Source organism: Pseudoduganella sp. jia 9 (assembly GCF_055502615.1).
The window spans coordinates 179650-203015 of record NZ_JBUPWE010000005.1 but is presented as its reverse complement, the minus strand read 5'-3'; the positions used below and the strand labels follow the sequence as shown (position 1 = coordinate 203015).

16 protein-coding genes are annotated in these 23366 nt (G+C 65.8%); 12 read left to right on the top strand and 4 right to left on the bottom strand.

Features of this window, described 5'->3' with window-relative positions; translation table 11 throughout:
* Positions 1 to 106 precede the first annotated feature (106 nt).
* From ACY34H_RS07310 to ACY34H_RS07300, 3 genes are read left to right on the top strand one after another with little or no spacing between them, the layout of a single operon-like run.
* Positions 107 to 754: a TOL_0243 family YfiR-like periplasmic protein gene (locus ACY34H_RS07310; protein ID WP_464976826.1), complete on the top strand. Its 648-nt coding sequence runs from the start codon at positions 107 to 109 to the stop codon at positions 752 to 754.
* On the top strand, positions 751 to 2871 hold the full coding sequence (locus tag ACY34H_RS07305; RefSeq protein WP_464976825.1) for a sensor histidine kinase, YfiR-like protein-associated: 2121 nt from the start codon (positions 751 to 753) through the stop codon (positions 2869 to 2871). The genes ACY34H_RS07310 and ACY34H_RS07305 overlap by 4 nt, the downstream gene beginning before the upstream one ends.
* Complete coding sequence (locus ACY34H_RS07300; protein WP_464976824.1) at positions 2868 to 5543, top strand: EAL domain-containing protein; 2676 nt, start codon at positions 2868 to 2870, stop codon at positions 5541 to 5543. Before ACY34H_RS07305 ends, ACY34H_RS07300 begins: the two co-directional genes overlap by 4 nt.
* A gap of 6 nt (positions 5544 to 5549) precedes the next feature.
* Here ACY34H_RS07300 and thiL read toward each other — a convergent pair whose 3' ends face one another.
* Together thiL and ACY34H_RS07290 are read right to left on the bottom strand one after the other, a co-directional pair.
* Positions 5550 to 6533, bottom strand: coding sequence for a thiamine-phosphate kinase (thiL, locus tag ACY34H_RS07295; RefSeq protein ID WP_464976823.1), 984 nt, complete (start codon positions 6531 to 6533; stop codon positions 5550 to 5552).
* A 55-nt stretch (positions 6534 to 6588) separates the two neighbouring features.
* A complete protein-coding gene (locus ACY34H_RS07290; protein ID WP_464976822.1) occupies positions 6589 to 6789 on the bottom strand; it encodes a hypothetical protein in 201 nt (66 codons plus the stop codon).
* A gap of 362 nt (positions 6790 to 7151) precedes the next feature.
* On the opposite strand from ACY34H_RS07290, the gene ACY34H_RS07285 reads away from it, so the two are divergent.
* The 6 genes from ACY34H_RS07285 to ACY34H_RS07260 all read left to right on the top strand — a co-directional run bounded on the left by ACY34H_RS07285 (position 7152) and on the right by ACY34H_RS07260 (position 14544).
* Positions 7152 to 9470: an NADP-dependent malic enzyme gene (locus ACY34H_RS07285; protein ID WP_464976821.1), complete on the top strand. Its 2319-nt coding sequence runs from the start codon at positions 7152 to 7154 to the stop codon at positions 9468 to 9470.
* A gap of 194 nt (positions 9471 to 9664) precedes the next feature.
* Entirely contained in the window at positions 9665 to 10120 is a 456-nt protein-coding gene (locus ACY34H_RS07280; RefSeq protein WP_464976820.1) for a DUF2214 family protein, read from the top strand.
* A gap of 186 nt (positions 10121 to 10306) precedes the next feature.
* On the top strand, positions 10307 to 11350 hold the full coding sequence (gmd, locus tag ACY34H_RS07275) for a GDP-mannose 4,6-dehydratase (protein ID WP_464976819.1): 1044 nt from the start codon (positions 10307 to 10309) through the stop codon (positions 11348 to 11350).
* Between the two features lie 34 nt (positions 11351 to 11384).
* The gene (locus ACY34H_RS07270) at positions 11385 to 12299 is read left to right on the top strand and encodes an NAD-dependent epimerase/dehydratase family protein (RefSeq protein ID WP_464976973.1); all 915 of its coding nucleotides are present in this window, start codon (positions 11385 to 11387) and stop codon (positions 12297 to 12299) included.
* Positions 12296 to 13423 (top strand): glycosyltransferase family 4 protein, encoded by a 1128-nt coding sequence (locus ACY34H_RS07265; protein ID WP_464976818.1) that lies wholly within the window; start codon positions 12296 to 12298, stop codon positions 13421 to 13423. Before ACY34H_RS07270 ends, ACY34H_RS07265 begins: the two co-directional genes overlap by 4 nt.
* Before the next feature lie 2 nt (positions 13424 to 13425).
* Positions 13426 to 14544 (top strand): glycosyltransferase family 4 protein, encoded by a 1119-nt coding sequence (locus ACY34H_RS07260; RefSeq protein ID WP_464976817.1) that lies wholly within the window; start codon positions 13426 to 13428, stop codon positions 14542 to 14544.
* 255 nt (positions 14545 to 14799) lie between these two features.
* On the opposite strand, the gene ACY34H_RS07255 is transcribed toward ACY34H_RS07260, so the two are convergent.
* Entirely contained in the window at positions 14800 to 15810 is a 1011-nt protein-coding gene (locus ACY34H_RS07255; protein ID WP_464976816.1) for a response regulator, read from the bottom strand.
* A complete protein-coding gene (locus ACY34H_RS07250; RefSeq protein ID WP_464976815.1) occupies positions 15807 to 19187 on the bottom strand; it encodes an MHYT domain-containing protein in 3381 nt (1126 codons plus the stop codon). The genes ACY34H_RS07255 and ACY34H_RS07250 overlap by 4 nt, the downstream gene beginning before the upstream one ends.
* 417 nt (positions 19188 to 19604) lie before the next feature.
* On the opposite strand from ACY34H_RS07250, the gene ACY34H_RS07245 reads away from it, so the two are divergent.
* From ACY34H_RS07245 to ACY34H_RS07235, 3 genes are all read left to right on the top strand, one after another.
* Entirely contained in the window at positions 19605 to 21008 is a 1404-nt protein-coding gene (locus ACY34H_RS07245) for an MFS transporter (protein ID WP_464976814.1), read from the top strand.
* Positions 21005 to 22210: an aldose epimerase family protein gene (locus ACY34H_RS07240; protein WP_464976813.1), complete on the top strand. Its 1206-nt coding sequence runs from the start codon at positions 21005 to 21007 to the stop codon at positions 22208 to 22210. Before ACY34H_RS07245 ends, ACY34H_RS07240 begins: the two co-directional genes overlap by 4 nt.
* A gap of 156 nt (positions 22211 to 22366) precedes the next feature.
* The gene (locus ACY34H_RS07235; RefSeq protein ID WP_464976812.1) at positions 22367 to 23359 is read left to right on the top strand and encodes a LacI family DNA-binding transcriptional regulator; all 993 of its coding nucleotides are present in this window, start codon (positions 22367 to 22369) and stop codon (positions 23357 to 23359) included.
* Positions 23360 to 23366: the final 7 nt, after the last annotated feature.

Here is a 23366-nt window from a genome sequence, read left to right as displayed (position 1 = left end):
AAAATTGTCGGGCCCGTGTTTGCAGCCGGCCGCGCCGGACAAAGATGCGGCGCGGCCCGGAACTGAACGATAGAATAGGGGCAATCAATCACGCGGGCGCGGTAACGTGGAATCTGGAAAGTTCACCCGGAGGCAATGGCTGGCCGGCGCGCTGGCCGCGGCGATGCCCGCGGCACGTGCGGAAGGCGAGCTGGAGCGCCAGGTCAAGGCGGCGTTCCTGTACCGGTTCGGCGGCTTCGTCGAATGGCCGGCGCAGGCGTTCGCAGGTGCCGACAGCCCGTTCGTGATCGGCCTGCATGGCGCGGACGAGCTGGCCGCGCCGCTGGAGCGCACGGTGGCCGGCCGCACCCTCCAGGGCCGCGCGCTGCAGGTCGTGAAATTAAAGAAGGACGGCGCGATGGGCGGCGAGCGCGCGCCGCACATCGCTTTCGTCGGCGCGCGCGACCGGACCTCGGCGCAAGGCATGCTCGACGGCTGCCGCGAACGGCCGATCCTGACGGTGTCGGACAGCGATCATGTCCACGGCATGGGCAGCATCATCAATTTCCTGGTGGCCGACCAGCGCGTGCGCTTCGAAGTCTCGCTGAAGGCCGCCGCCGCGGCACAGCTGCGCATCAGCGCGCGACTGCTGGCGGCGGCCTATCGGGTGCAGGATCGTGGGCAGGCTCATGTGCAGGCTCATGTGCAAACTCATGTGCAAACTCATGGGCAGGCTCATGTGCAACACCATGCGCACCCGGGAGCGGCATCATGATCAGGCTGCGCTCGCTGCGCACCAAGCTGCTCGGCGTGATCGCGCTGGTGATGCTGCCGGCCGTGCTGGTATCGATCGGCACCATCGTCGCCTACGACCTGCACGTCTATGAACAGACGATCACCGACGACATGACCACCCAGGCCGAGCTGATCGGCCATATGAGCGCGCCGGCGCTGTCGTTCGACGATGACCGGCTGGCGCACGAAAACCTGGCGTTGCTGCGGTTGCGGCCGAAGGTCGATGCCGGCGCCATCTACGACGCGCGCGGCCGGCTGGTGGCGCGCTACGCGGCGCCGGGCCAGCAGGACGGCGTGCCGGCCGCGCCGGGGCCGGAAGGCTTTCGCATCGAGGAAGGCAAGCTGTACCTGTTCCAGCCCATCGCGGACAATGGCGAGGTACTGGGCACCGTCTACCTGCGTGCCGACTACGAAGTGCTGGCGCGCTTCCTCGACTACATCGTGATCGGCATCGTCGCCGGCGTGCTGGCGCTGCTCTGCGCCTGGCTCGTCACCCGGCGGCTGAACGACGTGATCACGCGGCCGATCCTGTCGATCGCGGACGTGGCGCGCGACGTGATCGCCACCGGCGACGTGTCGCGCCGCGCCGAGCGGCTGGGCCAGGATGAAGTGGCCGAGCTGGCCGGCTCGTTCAACCAGATGCTGGCCGATATCGAGAGCCGCAAGCGCGAGCTGGAAACCTCGAACCGGGAAATCGCCCGCGAATCCGAGCGCCGGCGCGAGGCGCAGCAGGAAGTCATGCGGCTGAACCAGGAACTGGAACAGCGCGTGCACGAACGCACGCTGCAGCTGGAAATGGCCAACCGCGAGCTGGCGCTGGCAATGGAAGAAGCGAAGAGCGCGAACCAGGCCAAGTCGGCCTTCCTGTCGTCGATGAGCCACGAGCTGCGCACGCCGCTGAACGCGATCCTGGGCTTCGCGCAGATACTCACCTCCGACAAGCTGCCGTCGACGCTGGCGCAAAAGAAGGAGTTCGCCCAGCACATCCTGAAGTCGGGCCGGCACCTGCTCACGCTGATCAACGAGATCCTCGACCTGGCCAAGATCGAATCCGGCGCGGTGGCGCTGTCGATGGAGCCGGTGGCACTGCCGGAAATGCTGCGCGAATGCGAAGCGATGATGGCGCCGCTGGCCACCGGACGCGGTATCCGGCTGCTGTTCCCGGAACGCTGCACGGCGAACGTGACGGCCGACCGCACGCGGCTCAAGCAGGTACTGCTGAACCTGCTCTCGAATGCGATCAAGTACAACCGCGCGGGCGGCGCCGTGGTGCTCGACTGCGCGCCCTCCGGCCCGGGCCTGTTGCGCGTGTCGGTGCAGGATACGGGCGTGGGCCTGCGGCCGGAACAGGTGCGCATGCTGTTCCAGCCGTTCAACCGGCTCGGCCAGGAAGCCGGCGCGGAAGAGGGCAGCGGTATCGGCCTGGTCGTCACCAAGCGCCTCGTCGAACTGATGGGCGGCACGATCGGCGTCACCAGCAGTCCCGGCGTGGGCAGCATGTTCTGGGTCGAGCTGAAGACCACCGAACCGGTACCGGTGCCGGCGGCCCTCGTCCCGGCCGCGCCGGCGCCCGGCATGGCGGCGCCGGTGCAGGACAGCGTCACGCTGCTGTACGTGGAAGACAATCCTGCCAACCTGAAACTGGTACAGGAAATCATCCGCTTCCGGCCCGAACTGCGGCTGTTGTCGGCGCCCGATGGCCAGCTGGGCCTGGAACTGGCGCGTGCCCACCTGCCGGACGTGATCCTGCTCGACATCAACCTGCCGGGCATGAGCGGGTTCGACGTGCTGCGCCAGTTGCGCTCCGACCCGCGCACCGCCGGCATCCCGGCCATCGCACTGACGGCCAACGCGATGCCGCGCGACGTGGAACGGGGAATTGCGGCAGGATTCTTCCGTTACCTGATCAAGCCGATCAATATCGACGAGTTCACCGAAGCGATCAACAGCACGATCGATATGGCCGGCGCGGTTGACAGGAGCGGCGGCACCGGCAATAACGTCAATAACAACAGTAACAGCGACGACAACGGCAATGGCAGTGCTACCGGCGAGCGGCAGGCCCAGCTGCTGGCGGAGAAGAGGGAGGAGTCATGATCAGCCGGGCCGATATCCAGAACGCGAGCATCCTGATCGTCGACGACCAGCCCGTGAACGTGCAATTGCTGGAATACCTGCTGCAATCGACGGGGTACACGCACGTCAGTTCCACGACCGACCCGCGCGTGGTGGCGGCATGGCACGAACAATACAACTACGACATCATCATCCTCGACCTGCAGATGCCGGGCATGGATGGCTTTGCCGTGATGGCGGCGCTGCGTCCGCTGGAACCGGAAGGCTACCTGCCGGTGCTGGTGGTAACCGCCGAGCCGGACAAGAAGCAGGCCGCGCTGGATGCCGGTGCGCGCGACTTCGTCAGCAAGCCGTTCGATCCGGTCGAAGTGCTGACACGGATCCGCAACCTGATCGAAGTGCGGCTGATGCAGCGCGAAGCCAAATTCCACAACATCGTGCTGGAGCGCACGGTGCGCGAGCGTACCGCCGACCTGCAGCGCTTCCGCACCGCCATGGATGCCACGGCCGATGCGATCTTCCTGATCGATCCGCAGTCGATGCGCTTCGTCGACGTCAACGACGGTGCCGCCCGCATGCTGGGTTTCTCGCGCCAGCAGCTGATGGCACAGGAGCCGGCACGCATCGGCCTGGGCAGCCTGGAGTCGCTGCGGCTGCATGCCGACGCGGCGCCCGGTGCCGACGCGGAAGCGCGCGCGCCGATGCTGCTCGAAGCCGAACTGCTGCGGCACGACCATGCGACGGTGCCGGTGGAGCTCTACTGGCAGGTGCAGCACAATCCGCATGAGAAAGTGCACGAAAAAGCGCAGGACATCGCACTGGCAGGCGTGCAGGGGCACACCAGGGAACCGGCGCAGGCGCGCGAGATCCAGCGCACGCTGATCTGCGTGGCGCGCGATATTTCCGAGCGCCGCGTGGCCGAGGAGCGGCTGCGGCATGCGGCCCACTACGACAGCCTCACGGGCCTGCCCAACCGCACGCTGTTCTACCGTACGCTGGGCGATGCGATCGACCTGGCGCGCGACAAGGAATGGCGCATCGTGGTGCTGTTCATCGGCCTGGACCGCTTCAAGAACATCAACGATTCGCTGGGCGCCGCGATGGGCGACGAACTGCTGCGCGAATTCGCCGGGCGTCTGGTGCAGTCGGCGCGCATCCGCGATACCGTGGGCCGGCTGGGCGGCGACGAGTTCGGCCTGATCCTGACGATGCAGCGCGACCAGCAGGATGCCGTGCTGGTGGCGAACGAAGTGCGCGAGGCCTTGCGCTCGCCGTTCCAGCTGGGCGGCCACCAGGCCACGATGACGGCTTCGATCGGCATCGCCGTGTATCCGGACGATGCGGCCGACCCCGAAACGCTGGTGAAGTATGCCAACACGGCAATGAGCCAGGCCAAGGAAGCCGGCAGCGATGCCTACCGCTTCTTCACGGCGGGCATGAACGTGCAGGTGCTGGCGCGGCTCGACCTGGAAATGGCGCTGCGCCGCGCGCTCGACCAGGACGAGCTCGAACTGCACTACCAGCCGAAGGTGAACCTGCTGACGGGGCGGGTGTCCGGCGCGGAAGCGCTGCTGCGCTGGAACCGGCCCGGGCACGGCACCGTGTATCCGGCCGAATTCGTCGGCGTGCTGGAAGATACCGGCCTGATCGTCCGCACCGGCAACTGGATCATCGATGCGGCATGCCGGCAGATCGCTGCCTGGATGGCGTCGCCGGTGGGGCCGGTGCACGTGGCGGTCAATGTCGCCTCGCGCCAGTTCATCGAGGGCGACCTGGAACAGGAAGTGAAGCAAGCCCTGCAGCGCCATGGCGTGCCGCCGGACCTGCTGGAGCTGGAGTTGACGGAAACGGCGCTGATGTCGAACGCCGAGCGCACGATCGACGTGCTGACCAAGCTGCGCCTGCTCGGCGTGAAGGTCGCGATCGACGATTTCGGCACCGGCTATTCATCGCTGGCCTACCTGCAGCGCTTCCCGATCGACAAGCTGAAGATCGACATCGCCTTCGTGCGCAATATCGTCACCAACCCGAACGATGCGGCGATCGCGCTGGCCATCATCAGCATGGCGCACAGCCTGAAGCTGCGCGTGGTGGCGGAAGGGGTGGAGACGCGTCCGCAGCTCGAGTTCCTGCGCCGCAACCGCTGCGACGAGGTGCAGGGCTTCTTCTTCAGCCGCGGGCTGAACGTGGAGGCGTTCAGCCAGCTGGTGGAGGGCGGCAAGTCGCTGCCGCCGGACCCTAACCTGGCGACCGAGCCGCCGCAGACGCTGCTGATCGTCGATGACGACGTCAACGTGCTGTCGTCGCTGCACCGGCTGTTCCGGCGCGACGGCTACCGCATCCTGACGGCTTCCTCGCCCACCGAGGGTTTCGACCTGCTGGCGCTGCACCCGGTACAGGTGATCGTGTGCGACCAGCGCATGCCGGTGATGAGCGGCACGGAATTCCTCAGCAAGGTGAAGGACATGTACCCGGACACCATCCGCATCATCCTCTCGGGTTACACGGGGCTCGAAGCGATGCTCGATTCGATCAACCGCGGAGCGATCTACCGCTTTTACACCAAGCCATGGGACGACGTGCAGCTGCGCGACAACATCCGCCTGGCCTTCCACCATTACTGGCTGATGCACGGCAGCGGCAAGCAGGCCGGCCAGCCGGGCGAGGACCACACGGCATTGCCCGGCCGCTGACGGCGCTTACCCGTTGCCGAAGTGGTCGAAGCCGGCCAGCCGCAATTCGAGCGGTGCGCCCTGGCCATCCGTCAATTGCAGGCCGGGGGCCGCGTCGATGCGGCCGACGCGGGTGACCGGGGTATCGCAGGCGGCGGCGGCGGCCTGGATGGCCGCGCGCTGCTCCGGCGCGGCGGTGAAGCACAGCTCGTAGTCGTCGCCGCCGGCGGCCGCATAGGCGCGGCGCAGCGCAGCGTCGAAGGCTGCCAGTACCGGGCCGGCAGGCAGCGTATCGATGTCCAGCGTGGCGCCGACGCCCGAGCGTTCGAGAATGTGATCGAGGTCGCCCACCAGGCCGTCGGAGATATCGATCGCGGCCCGTGCCAGGCCCTGTTCGGCCAGCAGCCGGCCCAGCGCCACACGCGGTGTCGGCAAGTGCAGGCGCTGCTCGGCCAGCCGTTGCGCATCGGCTGCCAGTCCCACTTCGCCGCGCATGCCGGCCAGGGCCAGGCGGGCATCGCCAAGCGTGCCGGAGATCCAGATATCGTCTCCCGGCTGGGCCGCATCGCGCCGCAGCGCCTGCCCCTGGACCACTTCGCCGAACACGGTAATGCAGATGGTGAGCGGGCCCTTCGTGGTATCGCCGCCGATCAGTTCGCAGTCGTGTGCATCGGCCAGCGCGAACAGCCCGGCGGAGAAGCCGGCCAGCCAGTCGCGGTCGGCGCTGGGCAGGGCCAGTGCCAGCGTGAAGCCGACCGGCCGCGCGCCCATCGCCGCCAGGTCGGACAGGTTCACGGCCAGGCTTTTATGGCCGAGGCGGCGCGGATCTTCGCCGGCAAAGAAATGGCGGCCTTCCACCAGCATGTCGGACGAAATCGCGAAGGATCGGCCGGGCGTGATGCCCAGCAGCGCGCAATCGTCGCCGATGCCCAGTTGGGCCCGGTTATGCAAATACGGCGGGCGGGCCGGGCGGACGAAATACTCTTTGATCAGGTCGAATTCGGAAAGCATGCGGTCATTGTAACGGCATACGGATGCCCCTCGGCGAAGGCATCGAGGTGCGGGCTCAGCGGCGGCGTTGCGCGCGCGCCAGGATGCGGCGCGGGCGGCCACGCGCATAGAGCCAGGTGCCGCCGGCCGTCAGGGCGGTGGCCGACAGGGCCAGTTCCCATGTGGATTTCTGCGGCGTGAAAAACAGGGCGACCGTGGCAACGGGAAATACCACACCCGCCACACGCGAGCAGCTACGCCAGAAAGTGGCACGCATGCCGACAGCCTTTCCAGATGTTGAGTTGCCCGTAGTCTAGAAGGGCAATTGATGTATGTAAAGAAATAATTAAAACTCTGTTAAGTGCATCCTGCTAGCCGCTGCCATCGGGACGCCGATCGATTCCGCGCCGGCCGATACAAAAAATAATGTCTTTACATACTGTCGATATGGATTTTCCCGGCCTGGCACCGCGTCGGGAGTGGCCTGCAGAGCCATTTTGATAGGGGAACCGGATAAAAGAACATTTTCCGATAGAAAATTCGGCCTCCGCCCAGTTGTTGGTAAAAATACCTACTTTGGCCTGGAATGCGGTCTGCTAGAATCAAAGGATTTCAGACAGCACAGGAAGGCAGCAGGCAATGGATTCGTCATCTGACAAGAAAGAAGAATTGCGGCAACAACTGCGTCTGGCGGCGCTCGAGTATCACGAGTATCCGCGGCCGGGCAAGATCAGCGTGACCCCGACGAAGCAACTGACGAACCAGCGCGACCTGGCCCTGGCGTATTCGCCGGGCGTGGCCGCGCCCTGCGAGGAAATCGTCGTCGACCCGGCGGCTGCGTATAAATATACGGCGCGCGGGAACCTGGTGGCCGTGATCTCGAACGGCACCGCCGTGCTGGGCCTGGGCAATATCGGTGCGCTGGCATCCAAGCCGGTGATGGAAGGCAAGGGCGTGCTGTTCAAGAAGTTCGCCGGCATCGACGTGTTCGATATCGAGATCAACGAACAGGACCCGGACAAGCTGATCGACGTGATCGCCGCGCTCGAACCCACCTTCGGCGGCGTCAACCTGGAAGACATCAAGGCGCCCGAGTGCTTCTACATCGAGCGCGAACTGCGCAAGCGAATGAAGATCCCCGTCTTCCATGACGACCAGCATGGCACCGCGATCATCGTCGGCGCGGCGATCCTGAACGGCATCAACCTGGTCGGCAAGAACATCAAGGAATGCAAGCTGGTCGTCTCCGGCGCCGGCGCGGCCGCGCTGGCCTGCCTGGACCTGATCGTCGACCTCGGCTTCCCGATCGAGAACATCTTCGTGACCGACCTGGCCGGCGTGGTCTACCAGGGCCGCACCGAACTGATGGACCCGGACAAGGAACGCTTCGCACGCGACACCACCGCCCGCACGCTGGGCGAGGTGATCGCCGGCGCGGACATCTTCCTGGGCCTGTCCGCCGGCGGCGTGCTCAAGCAGCACATGGTGCAGCAGATGGCGGCGCGCCCGATCATCCTGGCACTGGCCAACCCGAATCCGGAAATCCTGCCGGAAGACGTGAAAGCCGTGCGCGAAGACGCCGTCATCTGCACCGGCCGTTCGGATTACCCGAACCAGGTCAACAACGTGCTGTGCTTCCCGTACATCTTCCGCGGTGCGCTCGATTGCGGCGCCAGCACGATCACGCGCGAAATGGAAATCGCCGTGGTGCATGCGATCGCCGACCTCGCGCACGCCGAGCAGTCCGACGTGGTGGCCACCACGTATGGCTTCACCAACCTGTCGTTCGGCCCCGAGTACCTGATCCCGATGCCGTTCGATCCGCGCCTGCTGATCAAGATCGCGCCGGCGGTGGCCAAGGCCGCCGAGGATTCCGGTGTCGCCACGCGTCCGATCAAGGACCTGGAAGCGTATGCCGACAGCCTGCAGCAGTTCGTCTACCGCAGCGGCACGTTCATGAAGCCGCTGTTCGCGCAGGCCAAGATCACGCATCCGGAAACCAAGCGCATCGTCTACGCCGAAGGCGAGGAAGAGCGCGTGCTGCGTGCGGTGCAGGTCGTGGTCGACGAGCGCCTGGCGCGCCCGATCCTGGTGGGCCGCCCGGCCGTGCTGGAATCGCGCATCCAGAAATTCGGCCTGCGCCTGAAGCAGGGCGTGGACTTCGACGTGATCAACCCGGACTACGACGACCGCTACCGCGACTACTGGACCTCCTACTACGACCTCGCCAAGCGCAAGGGCGTGACCGAGGAATACGCCAAGCTGGAAATGCGCCGCCGCCATAGCCTGATCGGCGCGATGATGATCAAGAAGGGCGATGCCGACGGCATGATCTGCGGCACCTTCGGCACGACCCAGCTGCACCTGCATTACATCGACCAGGTACTGGGCAAGCGCCCGGGCGCCAATGTGTATGCGGCGATGAACGTGCTGGTGCTGCCGGAGCGGCAGCTGGTGATGGTCGATACGCACGTCAACGAAAACCCGACCGCCGAGCAGCTCGCCGAGATCACGATCATGGCCGCCGAAGAGATGCGCCGCTTCGGCCTGCAGCCATCGGCCGCGCTGCTGTCGCACTCGAACTTCGGCTCGTCCAACAACGAGTCCGCGCAAAAGATGCGTGCCGCGCTGGCGCTGATCAAGGAACGCGCGCCGGACCTGGAAGTGGACGGCGAAATGCACGGCGACACCGCGCTCGACTCGAAGCTGCGCAAGAAGCTGATGCCGGATTCCACCCTGCAGCGCGACGCGAACCTGCTGGTGGCGCCGAACATCGAATCGGCCAATATCGCCTACAACCTGGTGAAAACGGCCGCCGGCAACGGCATTGCGATCGGCCCGATCCTGCTGGGTTGCGCCGCCCCGGTGCACATCCTGACCCCGTCGGCGACCGTGCGCCGCATCGTCAACATGACGGCGCTGTGCGTGGTCGACGTGGTCGCGCAGCGCAATACCTGATCCTCCCGGATCCCCCGCCAAAGCCGCCGCAAGGCGGCTTTTTTTCGCCCCAACATTTCCCAGCACCGGGGTCAGACCCCGATTTTTGGAAATATTTCCCAGCACCGGGGTCTGACCCCGATTTTAGGCAAGGCATTTTTGCCACAGTCGAGGTTTTGACAGATCGCCGGGCCAGGCGCTACATTGTCGCCACCATGAGCGACCTCATCCTTGCCATCGTCCACCACCTGATCGTGTTCGGCATCGCCGCCGTGCTGGCGGCGGAACTGGCGTTGCTGCGGCCCGCGTCGATGTCGCCGCAGACGGTGAAATTGCTGGGGCGCTTCGATACGGTCTACGGCTTGCTGGCACTGGCGATCCTGGTCGTTGGCTTCGGCCGCGTGTTCCATGGCGCGAAGGGGGCGGACTTTTACCTCGACAATCCCGTTTTCTGGGTGAAAGTGGGCGCATTCGGCGTGGTCGGCGTCCTGTCCATCAAGCCCACCGTGCGCATCCTCGCCTGGCAGAAATCGCGCAAGGCCGATGCCGCGTTCGTCCCCGATGCCGGCGAACTCACCGTGCTGCGCCGACACAAGCTGGCCGAGATCCACGTGTTCACGCTGATCCCGATCGCCGCAGCCGTCATGGCGCGGGGCATCGGCCTGGGGTGAGCCGAGGCCTGGAAAGCAGCGGCCCGGCAAAATGCCAACGATATGGTTATTGCAACATTGTTACGCCATTATTTCCCTGTAACAAGATGTAATTGATGTAATTCCAGCGGGCGGGGCCGGCGGGTGTTTGTCATGCCTCTGTTACAATATCGGGCTTCTTTCAACCTTCTCGAACACCCGATCACTATGCAAAACACGAAACGCGCCCTGGTCACGGGCATTTCCGGTCAGGATGGCGCTTACCTCGCGCAGCTGTTGCTCGAGAAAGGTTATGAAGTCACCGGCACGTTCCGCCGCACCAGTTCCGTCAATTTCTGGCGTATCGAAGAACTGGGTATCCAGAGCCATCCGAACCTGAACCTGGTCGAGCACGATCTCACCGACCTGTCGTCGTCGATCCGCCTGCTGCAGAAGGGCCAGTTCCACGAGATCTACAACCTGGCGGCGCAGAGCTTCGTCGGCGTGTCGTTCGAGCAGCCGGTCACCACGGCCGAAATCACCGGCATCGGCGCCGTCAACCTGCTCGAAGCGATCCGCATCGTCGATCCGAAGATCCGCTTCTACCAGGCGTCGACTTCCGAAATGTTCGGCAAGGTGCAGGCGATTCCGCAGAAGGAAGACACGCCGTTCTATCCGCGCAGTCCGTATGGCGTCGCCAAGCTGTATGCACACTGGATGACGGTCAATTATCGCGAGTCGTATGGCATCTTCGGCTCGTCCGGCATCCTGTTCAACCACGAATCGCCGCTGCGCGGCCGTGAATTCGTCACCCGCAAGATCACCGACTCGGTCGCCAAGATCAAGCTGGGCAAGCTCGAGGTGCTCGAGCTGGGCAACCTGGATGCGAAGCGCGACTGGGGCTTTGCCAAGGAATACGTGGAAGGCATGTGGCGCATCCTGCAGGCCGACCAGCCGGATACCTATGTGCTGGCCACCAACCGCACCGAGACCGTGCGCGATTTCGTGACGATGGCTTTCAAGGCCGTGGACATCGCGATCGAATGGCAGGGCAGCGCGGAAAGCGAAACCGGCCACGATGCGCAGACCGGCAAGGTGCTGGTGCGCGTCAGCCCGAAATTCTATCGCCCGGCCGAAGTGGACCTGCTGATCGGCGATGCCACCAAGGCGAAAACGGAACTGGGCTGGGAACCGAAGACCACGCTGGAAGAGCTGTGCCAGATGATGGTCGAGGCCGACCTGCGCCGCAACACCGCCGGCTTCTCGTTCTGACATGACCGCGGCGGCGCAGTTGTCGTTACCGTTGTTGTCGGCCACCCGCGAAGGCACCGGCAAGCGCGCGCTGGTGACCGGCATCGCCGGCTTCACGGGGCGCTACGTGGCGCAGGAACTGCGCGCCGCCGGCTACGAAGTGTTCGGCCTGGCCAGCCCGGGCGGCGAACACGGGCCGGAAACGATCGCCGTCGACCTGCTCGACCGCGCCGCGCTGGCGGCCGCCGTGCATTCGCTGCAGCCTGACATGGTGGTGCACCTGGCCGCGATCGCCTTTGTCGCGCACAGCGACGTCGAACAGATCTACCGCGTGAATGTCATGGGCACGCGCAACCTGCTCGAAGCGCTGGCCACGGCGCCGAAGAAGCCGTCGGCCGTGCTGCTGGCATCGTCCGCCAACATCTACGGCAATGCCGACGCCGGCGTGATCGGCGAGGAGTCACCTGCCGCTCCCGCCAACGATTACGCCGTCAGCAAGCTGGCGATGGAATACATGGCCCGCCTGTGGATGGACCGGCTGCCCCTGATCTTCGTGCGGCCGTTCAATTACACCGGCGTGGGCCAGGCCGAGAACTTCCTGCTGCCGAAGATCGTGGCCCACTTCAAGCGGCGCGAAGCGCGTATCGAACTGGGCAACCTGCACGTGTGGCGCGATTTTTCCGACGTGCGCGTGGTTGCCGCCAGCTACCGCCACCTGCTCGCCGCCGGCCCGGCCGCCATCGGCAAGACCTTCAACATCTGCTCCGGCAAGGCGTATTCGCTGGGCGAAGCACTCGACATGATGGGCGCGATCGCCGGCTACCGGATCGACGTGCATGTCAACCCGGCCTTCGTGCGCGCCAATGAAGTGGTGCGCCTGACCGGCGACAACACGCGCCTGCAGGCCGCCGTCGGCACGATCGATGCGCCGCCGCTGGAGCAGACCTTGCGCTGGATGTACGAGGCGTGACACTGAAAGTCGGCATTTCCGCCACGACGACCGAACCCGCCCTCACCGGCGGCCACCTCGACGGGATCGGCATCTACAGCCGCGCGCTGCTGCGCGAGCTGCCGCGTGCCGGCGTAACCGTCGACGCCCGCTCGTTCGGCCCGGCGGCGCGGCTCTCGGTCGGCCGCCCGATGCCGAGCTCCTTTCCGCTGGCGACCCTGCGCGATCTGATGCTGCCCGGCTCGTTGCCCGGCGCCCGCGAACACCTCGACGTGGACCTGTACCACGCCACCGACTACCGCATCGTGCGCATGGACCGGCCGATCATCGCCACCCTGCACGACGCGCTGCCGATCGCCCATCCGGAATGGTGCAACCCGAAATGGCGCGGCGTGAAGAACTGGCTGCAGGCCAGGGCGGCGCGCAAGGCCGATCACGTGATCGCCCACACCCGATACACGATCGCCGAACTGGTGCAGTGCTTCGGCGTCGACGAGCGCCGCATCAGCGTGGTGCCGTGCGGCGTCGACGAGGAATGGCTCGATGCGCCCGATCCGGCCACGGTCGCCGCCACGCTGGCACGGCACGGCCTGCGGCCCGGCTACTTCCTGACCGTCGGCACGCTGCAGCCGCGCAAGAACATCGGCGCGCTGCTGCAGGCCTATCTCGGCCTGCCGGCCAGCGTGCGCGCCCGGCGCCAGCTGGTGATCGTGGGCGCGGCCGGCGCGCGCAGCGGGGAACTCGTCAACCAGATCAAGGCCGCGCAGCAGCATGGCGAGAACGTCGTGTGGCTCAGCCGCCTGACCAGCACCGAAGAACTGCGCTACGTGTATGCGGGCGCCGGCGTCTTCGTATTCCCCACGCTGTACGAGGGCTTCGGCATCCCGGTGGTGGAAGCCTTTGCATCCGGCGTGCCGGTGGTGGCGTCGAACACCACGTCGGTGCCGGAAGTGACGGCCGGTGCGGCGCTCGATGTCGACCCGCTGTCGGTCGCCGCGATCGGCGCGGCGATGCACGAACTGGCGCGCGACGAAGCCCTGCGGCGGCGCTGCATTGCCGCCGGCAAGGCGCGCGCGGTGCAGTTGACGTGGCGGGAAACGGCGCGCAAGACTGCCGCCCTGTATGAAGCGGTGCTGAAGGGCTGACGATGCGCGTTCTCCATTTCTACAAGACCTACTACCCCGACTCGTGGGGCGGCGTGGAGCAGGCGATCCGCCAGATCTGCGTGGGCACCGCACGCCTCGGCATCAGCAACGACGTGCTGACGCTGACGCGCAGCGGCGGTCCGGCGCGCATGGAGATCGACGGCCATGCGGTACACCGCGTGCCGCAGGATATCGAGATCGCCTCGAACGCGATGTCGTTTGCCGCGATCCGCGCGCTGGCGCGCCTGGCGCGCACGGCGGACGTGGTGCATTACCACTTCCCGTGGCCGTTCGGCGACCTGGCGCATTTCCTGGCGCGGGTGAAGAAACCGTCGGTGGTCACCTACCACTCGGATATCGTGCGGCAGAAAACCCTGCTGAAGCTGTATTCGCCGCTGATGCACCGCTTCCTTGCCGACGTCGACGGCATCGTCGCCACTTCGCCGAACTACTTTGCCTCGTCCGACGTGCTGCGCCGCTATGGCGACAAGGTGCGGGCGATTCCATTCGGGCTGGACCGCAACACCTATCCGCAGCCGGCGCCCGAGCGGCTGGCGCACTGGCGCGCCGAACTGGGCGAACGCTTCTTCCTGTTCGTCGGCGTGCTGCGCTACTACAAGGGCCTGCATATCCTGCTCGACGCGCTGGCGCGCACCGAATACCCGGTGGTCATCGTCGGTGCCGGGCCGATCGAAAACGAGCTGAAGGAACATGCGCGGCGCCTCGGCCTGAAACACGTGCGCTTCCTCGGCGCCGTCGACGAGGGCGACAAGGTCGCGCTGCTGACACTGTGCTATGCGCTGGCATTCCCTTCGCACCTGCGCTCCGAGGCATTCGGCATTTCCTTGCTGGAAGGGGCGATGTACGGCAAGCCGATGATTTCCAGCGAGATCGGCACCGGCACCAGTTACATCAATATCGACGGCGAGACGGGCCTGGTGGTGCCGCCGAGCGATCCGGCGGCGTTCGGCAACGCACTGCGCACGCTGTGGGAAGATCCGGCGCTCGCGCACGCGATGGGGCAGCGCGCCAGCGAGCGCTATAGTGCCTTGTTTACGTCGGAAAAAATGGCCGCGGATTATGCAAAGTTGTATTGTGAAGTTGCAAAGAGTTCAACCTAGTCGGACGTGGTTTGACTTGGATCAAAGCAGCAAGCTGATGCACCGCTAATATGGATCCCGGACTCCCTGCCACCGTCACGGTCTGCAAATTCCCGAACGTGCAGCGCAACAACGGGGCGATGGTGGGAGTTCACCAGTTTTCCTTGCGGGGCCGACGCCGGTTTCAGATTCGTCGAACGCGTGCATAAAACCGGGGACAGTCCCCATGCGGGACAGTCCCTGCGGCTCGACCGTCATCCGCGACCTCCACGAAGATCAGGCCGCGACAGCCATTGGGGTCTCCGCCCACTTTTCCTTGATCGCGCAAATCTCCGGCAACAGTGCCACGAACAGGTCCACCAGGCGCGGGTCGAAGTGCACGCCGCGCTGCTTTTGCAGGAACTCCACCGCGTCCTGCACCTGCCAGGCCTTCTTGTACGGACGCTCCGACGTCAGCGCGTCGAACACATCGGCAATCGCGCAGATGCGCCCTTCGAGCGGGATCGCCTCGCCGGCCAGGCCGCCCGGATAGCCGCTGCCATCCCATTTCTCGTGGTGCGACAGGGCGATATTGCGCGCCAGCTTCAGCATGCCGTGAGGGTGTTCGCCGATGATGTCGGCGCCGATCGTGGCGTGCGATTTCATGATTTCCCATTCGTCCGGATCCAGCGGGCCGGGCTTTTGCAGGATGCGGTCGGGGATGCCGATCTTGCCCACGTCATGCATCGGCGCGGCGTGCAGCAGGTCGTCGGCTTCCGCATCGCTCATGCCGGCCGCCATGCCCAGCAGGCGTGCGTAGTGGCTCATGCGGATCACGTGCATGCCGGTTTCGTTGTCCTTGTATTCGGACGCCAGGCCCAGGCGCTGCACGATCTGCAGGCGGCTGTCCTTCAGCTCGTCCATCCGCACCAGCGACAGGTGGGTGCGCACACGGGCCCGCACGATCGGTGCGCTGACGGGTTTCGTGATGTAGTCCACCGCGCCGGCATCGAAGCCGCGCACCTCGTCGTCGGGATCGGTCAGCGCCGTCACGAAGATCACCGGGATGGCCGCCGTGGCGGGGTCGGCCTTCAGCGTGCGGCAGGCTTCGTGGCCGGTCATGCCCGGCATCATCACGTCGAGCAGGATCAGGTCGGGGTGTTCCTGGCGTGCCAGTTCCAGCGCGCGCGCGCCATCCTTGGCGAACAGCAGCCGGTATTGGTCCTGCAGGATCTGGCGCAGCAGTTGCAGGTTGCTGGCTTCGTCGTCCACCGCGAGGATCAGCGGCAGGTGGGTATTCTGTTTCATGGGGTGGTTTCCGTCGCCGTATCCAGGACTGTTTCCAGCAGCGTCGCCAGCCTGGTGCCGGCCAATGTAAAGTCGAAGTCGTCGATCGCCATCTGCAGCGGTGCCAGCGTGGCGGGCGGTACGTGGCCGTGCAGCGCCTGCGACAGGCCGGCCAGCGCGGCATCGTCGAGCGCGCCGCGCGCCAGCGAGAGCTGCAGCGCCTGCGCGGCCGCGCGCACGGCGGCCGCATCGAACGGTATTGCCGCGGCATCGGGTGCGGCAACGCAGGGCGCCGCCATGGTATCGGCGCAGTCCTGCGTGCGGATGGCGGCCAGCGCCAGGTCCAGCTCCGCCGTATAGCGTGTCAACAGTGCCGGCACCGCAGTGCGGCTGCCCGCGCCGGCTTTCTCGATCTCGGCCAGGGTCGCGGCCAGCTGTTCGAGCCCCAGGTTGGCAGCCACGCCGCGCACCCGATGTGCCTGGGCTTGAAGGCCGGCATGGTCGCCGGTGTCGAGGAGCGCCGCCAACTGGCGCGCGCTGAGCGCGTGGTCCGTGTCGAAACGGCATAGCGCCAGCAGGTATTGCCCGGCATTGCCGCCCCAGCGCTGGGCGCCGGCCACGCGGTCCAGTACCTGCTTGGCGCCGGCCTTCTGGTTGCTCGCTGCCGCGCCCGCCACGTGCAGGCCCAGCACGCGGGCAATCTCGTGCGACAGCGCATACCAGTCCACCGGCTTGGAGGCGAAACCGTCCATGCCGGCCGCCGTGCTGGCCTTGCGGTGTGCTTCCAGCACGCTGGCCGTCATCGCCACCACCGGCACGCGCGGGCGGCCGCTGCGCGCGGCTTCCTCGCGGATCATCCGCGTGGCGGCCAGTCCGTCCACGTTCGGCATCTGCACGTCCATCAGGATCACGTCGAAGTCGTGCCGCGCCGCCAGCTCGGCCGCGTGGGCGCCGTCGTGCGCCGGCGTCACCGTGTGGCCGCGCTTGCCCATCAACAGCGTCAGCAGCTCGAGGTTCTGCGCCACGTCGTCCGCCGCCAGCACGCGCAGCGGCGGCAGTTCGCAGGCCACGCGCTGGCGCTGGCGCGGCACCAGCGCCTGTTGCGGCGCCAGCGCTGGTACCAGCGGCAATTCCACGTGGAAGGTGGTGCCTTCGCCCAGCGCGCTGTCGGCCCAGATGCGTCCGCCCATCAGCTCCACCAGCTGCTTGCTGATCGTGGTGCCCAGGCCGGTGCCGCCGAAGCGGCGCGTCATCGACGCGTCGGCCTGCGTGAACGGGTCGAAGATCGCCGCGAGCCGGTCCGGCGCAATGCCGATGCCGGTATCGCGCACGGCGATCCGCAATGTTTCGCCATCCCGCGCGACGGACAGCGTGACACTGCCGGCGGCGGTGAACTTGATCGCGTTGTCCAGCAGGTTGGTCAGTACCTGGCGCATGCGCAGTTCGTCGCCGTGCAGCCAGGGCGACAGCTCCGGCGCGAACGCGATGTTGAGCGACAGTCCCTTGGCGCGCGCCGTCGTGTTATAGGTCGACGACAGTTCGTCGATCAGCGTGACCAGGTTGAAGTCGGCCAGTTCCAGCTCCACCGCGCCTTTTTCCAGCTTGGCGGTATCGAGGATCTCGTTCAGCAGGCGCAACAGCGCGCGGCCGGCATTGCGCACCGTGTCCAGGTGGCCGCGCTGCTCAGGCTTCAGTTCGGAGTCGAGCAGCACGTCGGTGAAGCCCAGGATCGAATTCATCGGCGTGCGGATCTCGTGGCTCATGTTGGCCACGAAGGTGGCGCGCGCCGCCGCCGCCTGTTCCGCTTTTTCCTTCGCGTGCCGCAGGTCTTCCTCCATCTGGCGCCGCTCGGTAGTATCGAGGATCACACCGTCGAACCAGCGCGGCTTGCCATCGTCGCCACGCACCATCGCGCCATGTTCCCATACCCAGCGCACGGTGCCGTCGGCATGCCGGATCCGGTACTCGACCGTGTAAGGCAAGCCGTTTTCGGCGCACAGCGTGCAGACGGTCATCACGCGCGGCAGGTCGATCGGCAGCACCAGGTCGTTCATCGTGCGGAAGCTGCCCGGGCCCACGAACTCGCTCACCGGGTGGCCGGTGACCCATTCGACACCGTGGCTGATGAATTCAAGCGGATAGTCGTTTTCCGCGCGGCAGCGGAAGGCAATGCCGGGAATGCTGCCGATCAGCGAGCGGAACTGCTGTTCGCTGTCGCGCAGCGCCTGCATGATCTGGCGCCGCTCGCTGATGTCGGTAATGAACAGCACGTACAGGTTGTGCTTGATCAGCTTCGCATGGCCCAGCGCCTTGCGGATCGGCACTTCCGAGCCGTCCTTGCGGCGCCCCATCACTTCCTCGCCGGCGCGCGCCAGGTGCATGTCGCCGGTGCGGATGCAGCGCAGCAGGCCATGCCGCTCCGATGCTTCCGGATCGGCCATCAGCATGCTGGCGGGCTGGCCCACGATCTCGTCGCGCCGCCAGCCGAAGATGCGCTCGGCCGACGCATTGAAATCGCGGACGATGCCCTGCTGGTCGATGGTGACGACGCCGTCGACGGTCGTCGTCAGCAGCGCGCGCATCGAGCTTTCGCTCTGCAGCAGGCTCAGGTACATCTCGCGGTAGCGCAGCAGGCCCTGCACGGCCATTACGGCCAGCGTGAACAGCACCGTGATCACGGTCACGGAAAGCGCCACCTCGTCCGTGTCGTCGGGCAGGGCGACCGTGGGTAGCGTGCCGACGAAGCGCGCCGCCGCCATGCCCGTATAGTGCATGCCGGTGATGGCGCAACCCATGACGATCGCGCTGATCCCCAGCCGCTGGCGCGCCGACAGGCGCCGCGCCCGCTCGCGCAGGCCGAAACGCACGCCCAGCGCGACCGTTGCCAGCACGACGGCGACCACGATCGACAGGGCGAACATCAGCGGGTCATAGTGCAGGCTCAGCGCTGTTTGCATCGCTGCCATGCCGCTGTAGTGCATGGCGCCGATGCCCGCACCGACCAGCACGCCGCCCAGCAGCAGCGTGCCGCGTGTGAGGTGGTCGCGCCGCGTGATCGACAGCGCCACGGCCGATGCCGCCAGTCCCGGCAGCAGCGACAGCCCGGTCAGCAGCGGTTCGTACTGGGTCCCGGTGCAGACATCGAATGCCAGCATGCCGATGAAGTGCATGGCCCAGATACCGGCGCCGAGCGCCAGGCTGCCCGACAGCAGCGCGGCGGTCCGCAAGCCCCTGGTCTGCGAAGCGCCCCGGTGGCCGGCGATGTACAGGCCCATCCACGAAGCAAAGATCGCAATCAATACTGACAGTGCGACCAGCCAGGGATCGTAGATGCCGTAGTGGAGCAGCGACGGGTCGTCCGAAGGCGAGAATAATGTGTTCAGCGCAGGGGAATTCATGGCGAGAGAAAACAGGAGTTTCCTTACAGTAGCATATTTTCCCCTTGGAAATTAAGGACTTGCGCGGCGTGGGGACATTCTCTGAAGCGAAGAAGAACGCTGCTTGTTGTAGATCGGCAACGCCGTTATCTTGCTTTTATCGATGCAGGTGCTTTATTGTTACCGGTTCGCTTGCAAATAAGTAATTTCTGTTGTGCATTCCGACAGACGCCGGAAACCTGCTGCGCCAGCCGTGGCCGGCCGCAAAAAACAGGCCGGGAACTGCTCAGATGGCTGATCGAAAGGCCGGGATTTTTGCTTGCCTAACGTCCTGTTAGGTTGTACGATGACATACAACTAAGGCCCTGCGCCTGGTGCTGCTGCTGATCTCGCTGGAGACCGAGAGAGATCAAACGATAACCTACACAAGTGATCCCTATGAAGCTGAACGAGCCCGTAAGCCAGCAAGGCGCTGGCCAGCGCGCCGCCGTACCCGCCGGTAGATACCGGTGGACCATCTGCGCGCTGCTGTTCTTTGCCACCACCGTCAACTATCTTGACCGCCAGGTACTTTCGCTGCTGGCGCCGCAGCTTTCCCAGGAATTCAACTGGTCCAACTCGGACTACGCCAACATCACCGCCGCGTTCCAGTTCGTGTATGCACTGTCGATGGTGTTCGCCGGCCCGATCGTGGACAAGCTCGGCACCAAGAAAGCGTACCTGTGGGCGATCGCCATCTGGTCCGGCGGCGCCATCCTGCATGCCTACTCGGTACCGATGGGCAATGCGGTCGGCACCGCGATGGGCGCGCTGGGCATGGTGGCCGCACCGGCTTCCATCGTCGGCTTCATCATCTCGCGCGCCGTGCTGGCGGTCGGCGAGGCCGGCAACTTCCCCGCCGCGATCAAGGCCACCGCCGAGTTCTTTCCAAAGAAGGAACGCGCCTTCGCCACCGGCATCTTCAACTCCGGCGCCAACGTGGGCGCGATCCTGGCACCGCTGACGGTGCCGCCGATCGCCATCTACTGGGGCTGGCAAGCGGCCTTCATCGCCATCGGCGCCATCGGCTTCATCTGGATGATCTTCTGGTACCTGATGTTCGACGAGCCGGAGAAGAAGCTGTCGCCGGCCGAACTGGCCTACGTGCGCAGCGATTCCGGTACCGGCGCCACCGCGGCCGCCCCGGTGGGCGCCAAGAAGGTGCCATGGACCAAGCTGCTGACGTACCGCCAGACCTGGGCGTTCGCCGGCGGCAAGTTCCTGACCGACGGCATCTGGTGGTTCTTCCTGTTCTGGCTGCCGAAATACCTGGCGTCCGAATACCAGATGGGCCCGGGCGACATCGTGGTCCCGCTGGCCGTGCTGTACAGCATGACGATGTTCGGCAGTATCGGCGGCGGCTACTTCCCGGCCTATTTCATGAACCGCGGCTACACGCCGTATGACGGCCGGATGAAGGCGATGTTCGTGATCGCGCTGTTCCCGCTGGTGGTGCTGGCCGCGCAACCGCTGGGCTCGATCAGCTTCTGGGTGCCCGTGATCCTGATCGGCATCGGCGCCTCGGCGCACCAGGCCTGGTCGGCCAACCTGTTCACCACCGTGTCCGACATGTTCCCGCAGCGTACCGTGGCCTCCGTGGTCGGCATCGGCGGCATGGCCGGCGGCCTGGGCGGCGTGGCGGTGTCGAAGCTGGGCGGCTGGCTGTTCGATTACTACGGCGCGCTGGGCAAGCTGTCCACCGGCTACATGATCATGTTCACGCTGTGCGCGGTGGCTTACCTGCTGGCCTGGTTCCTGATGAAGACGCTGGTACCGCAGCACAAGGAAATCACCGACCTGTGATCCATCCAGCCATCACAACCGCCGCGCTGGCGCTGGTCTTGACCAGCGCCAGCGCGGCCGAGGTGGGCCGCACCGGTGCCCGGCATGGCAGTCATGCGGGTATCCAGGTGCGGCCCTTTGGCGTTCTGGCCACCGGCCAGGCGATCGAACAGGTCACGCTGACGAACCGGCGCGGCATGTCGCTGTCCTACATCGACTACGGCGCCACGATCACCGGCGCCACCGTGGCGGACCGGACCGGGCGGCGCGACAACGTGATTCTCGACCTGCCCGATCTCGCCACCTACGAGGGGTCGAAGTCGAAGCACGCGGCGGTCATCGGCCGCTTTGCCGGCCGCATCGCCAACGCGCGCTATACGCTCGATGGCAAGACGGTCGAACTGATCCCGAACGCCCGCGGCATGACCGTGCACGGTGGCCCGGACGGCTACGAGAAGCGGGTCTGGAAGCGCCGCGATTTCGCCGACGAGGCATCTCTCGGTTCCGTCTACACGCTGGTCAGCCCGGACGGCGACCAGAAATTTCCCGGCACGCTGACGATCGACGTCACCTACCGCCTGCAGCGGGCCAGCGACGAATTCTCGATCGAGTACGCGGCGCGCACCGACAAGCCCACCGTCCTCAATCTCACCAACCACGGCTACTTCAACCTGGCCGGCGCCGGCAGCGGCGGCTTGCAGACGCACCGTTTCTGCATCGCCGCCGAGCGTTATGCGGTGACCGACGACCAGCGCCTGCCGAGCGGCGAACTGGCCAGCGTGGCCGGCACGCCGCTCGACCTGCGCCGCCCGACGAATATCGCGCCATTGCTGGCGCAGCCGGCGGGCACGCTGGCGCCGCCGCGCGGCTTCGACCACAGTTACGTATTCGGCCAGCCGGCCGGCCAGCTGGCGCGGGCCGCCGTGATCGACGAAACGGCCAGCGGGCGGCGGCTGGAAATCCTGACCACCGAACCTTCCGCCCAGTTCTATACGGGGAACGGCTTCAACGGTACCGAACGGGGCAGCAGCGGCCGGCCGTACCGGCAGCATGACGCTTTCGCGTTCGAGACCCAGCACCTGCCGGACAGCCCGAACCAGCCTTCGTTCCCGACCACGGCGCTGTATCCGGGGCAGGTATTCAAGTCGGCGACGACGTTCCGCTTCTCGGCAGTGCCGAAGGGCGCCGCGCCCGGCACCTGCATGCCGGCGTCCCCTGGCTGACGAGTATGGCGCCTGCGCGCTTCCGATGTTGCCCGGAAAGCGCGCGGGCACGGGTTTTTTGTAAAACCAGGTTAAACGTTTTACAAAACTATTCCCGCCGATTGCTTTCCTGTTGGCCTGCGGGTTAAGATCGCCGGCACCCCTGGCGATCCGAACATGAAAAAACCCATCCCGACCATTCGCGACGTGGCTGCCGCCGCCGGCGTCTCGACCGCCACCATCTCGAAGTTCATCAACGGCACGCAGCGCTTTTCGCCGGCGGTGGAAGCCCGCATCGCCGACGTGATCGGCCAGCTGGGCTACCGTTCCAACCCGCTGGCGCAGTCGATGATCACGGGCAAGACGAAAACCGTCGGGCTTTCCGTGCTGGATGTGACGAATCCTCACTTCACCAGCATCGTCAAGGGGGCGAACCGGGTCGCGCAGGAACATGGCTACACGGTGCTGCTGGTCGATACCGAGGAAAATCCGGGTCGCGAACGGGCGCTGCTCGAAGCGCTGTCGCGCCGTGTCGATGGCCTGATCATTTTCTCGCGCATGCCCGATGCCGAACTGGAATGGCTGGCCGGCCTCGACAAGCCCCTGGTCTTCTTCGGCCGCCTGCCGCGCCTGACGCTGCCCACCGTGGCCAGCGATGACCACCGCGGCGCCTACATGATGACGCGCCACCTGGTCACCCAGGGCCACAAGCGCTTTGCCTATATGGGGTTCTCGAAATCGCGGCGCGACGAGGAGCGCATGGGCGGCGTCAGGGAATGCCTGGCCGCGCACGGGCTGGAGCTGGCCGTCTACGATACCGTGACGCCCTCCGCGCAGGAAGGGGAGCGGCTGTGCGCGGAAATGATGCTGGGCGCCGAACATCCGGATGCGCTGGTCTGCTACAACGACCTGATGGCACTCGGCTTCATGAAGGCGGCGCAAACGCTGGGCTTCCGCATCCCGGCCGACATTTCCGTGGCCGGTGTCGACAATATCGTCTACGGCAACTACACGTCGCCGCCGCTGACCACCGTCGACCTGCACAGCGAGCGCATGGGCGTGGCGGCCATGGAAAAGCTGCTCGACTCGATCGCCGGCCGTCCCACTGACCCGTTTACGCTGATCGAGCCCCAGCTGATCCTGCGCGGTTCCACCATCAGCAGGAATTGACCGGAAG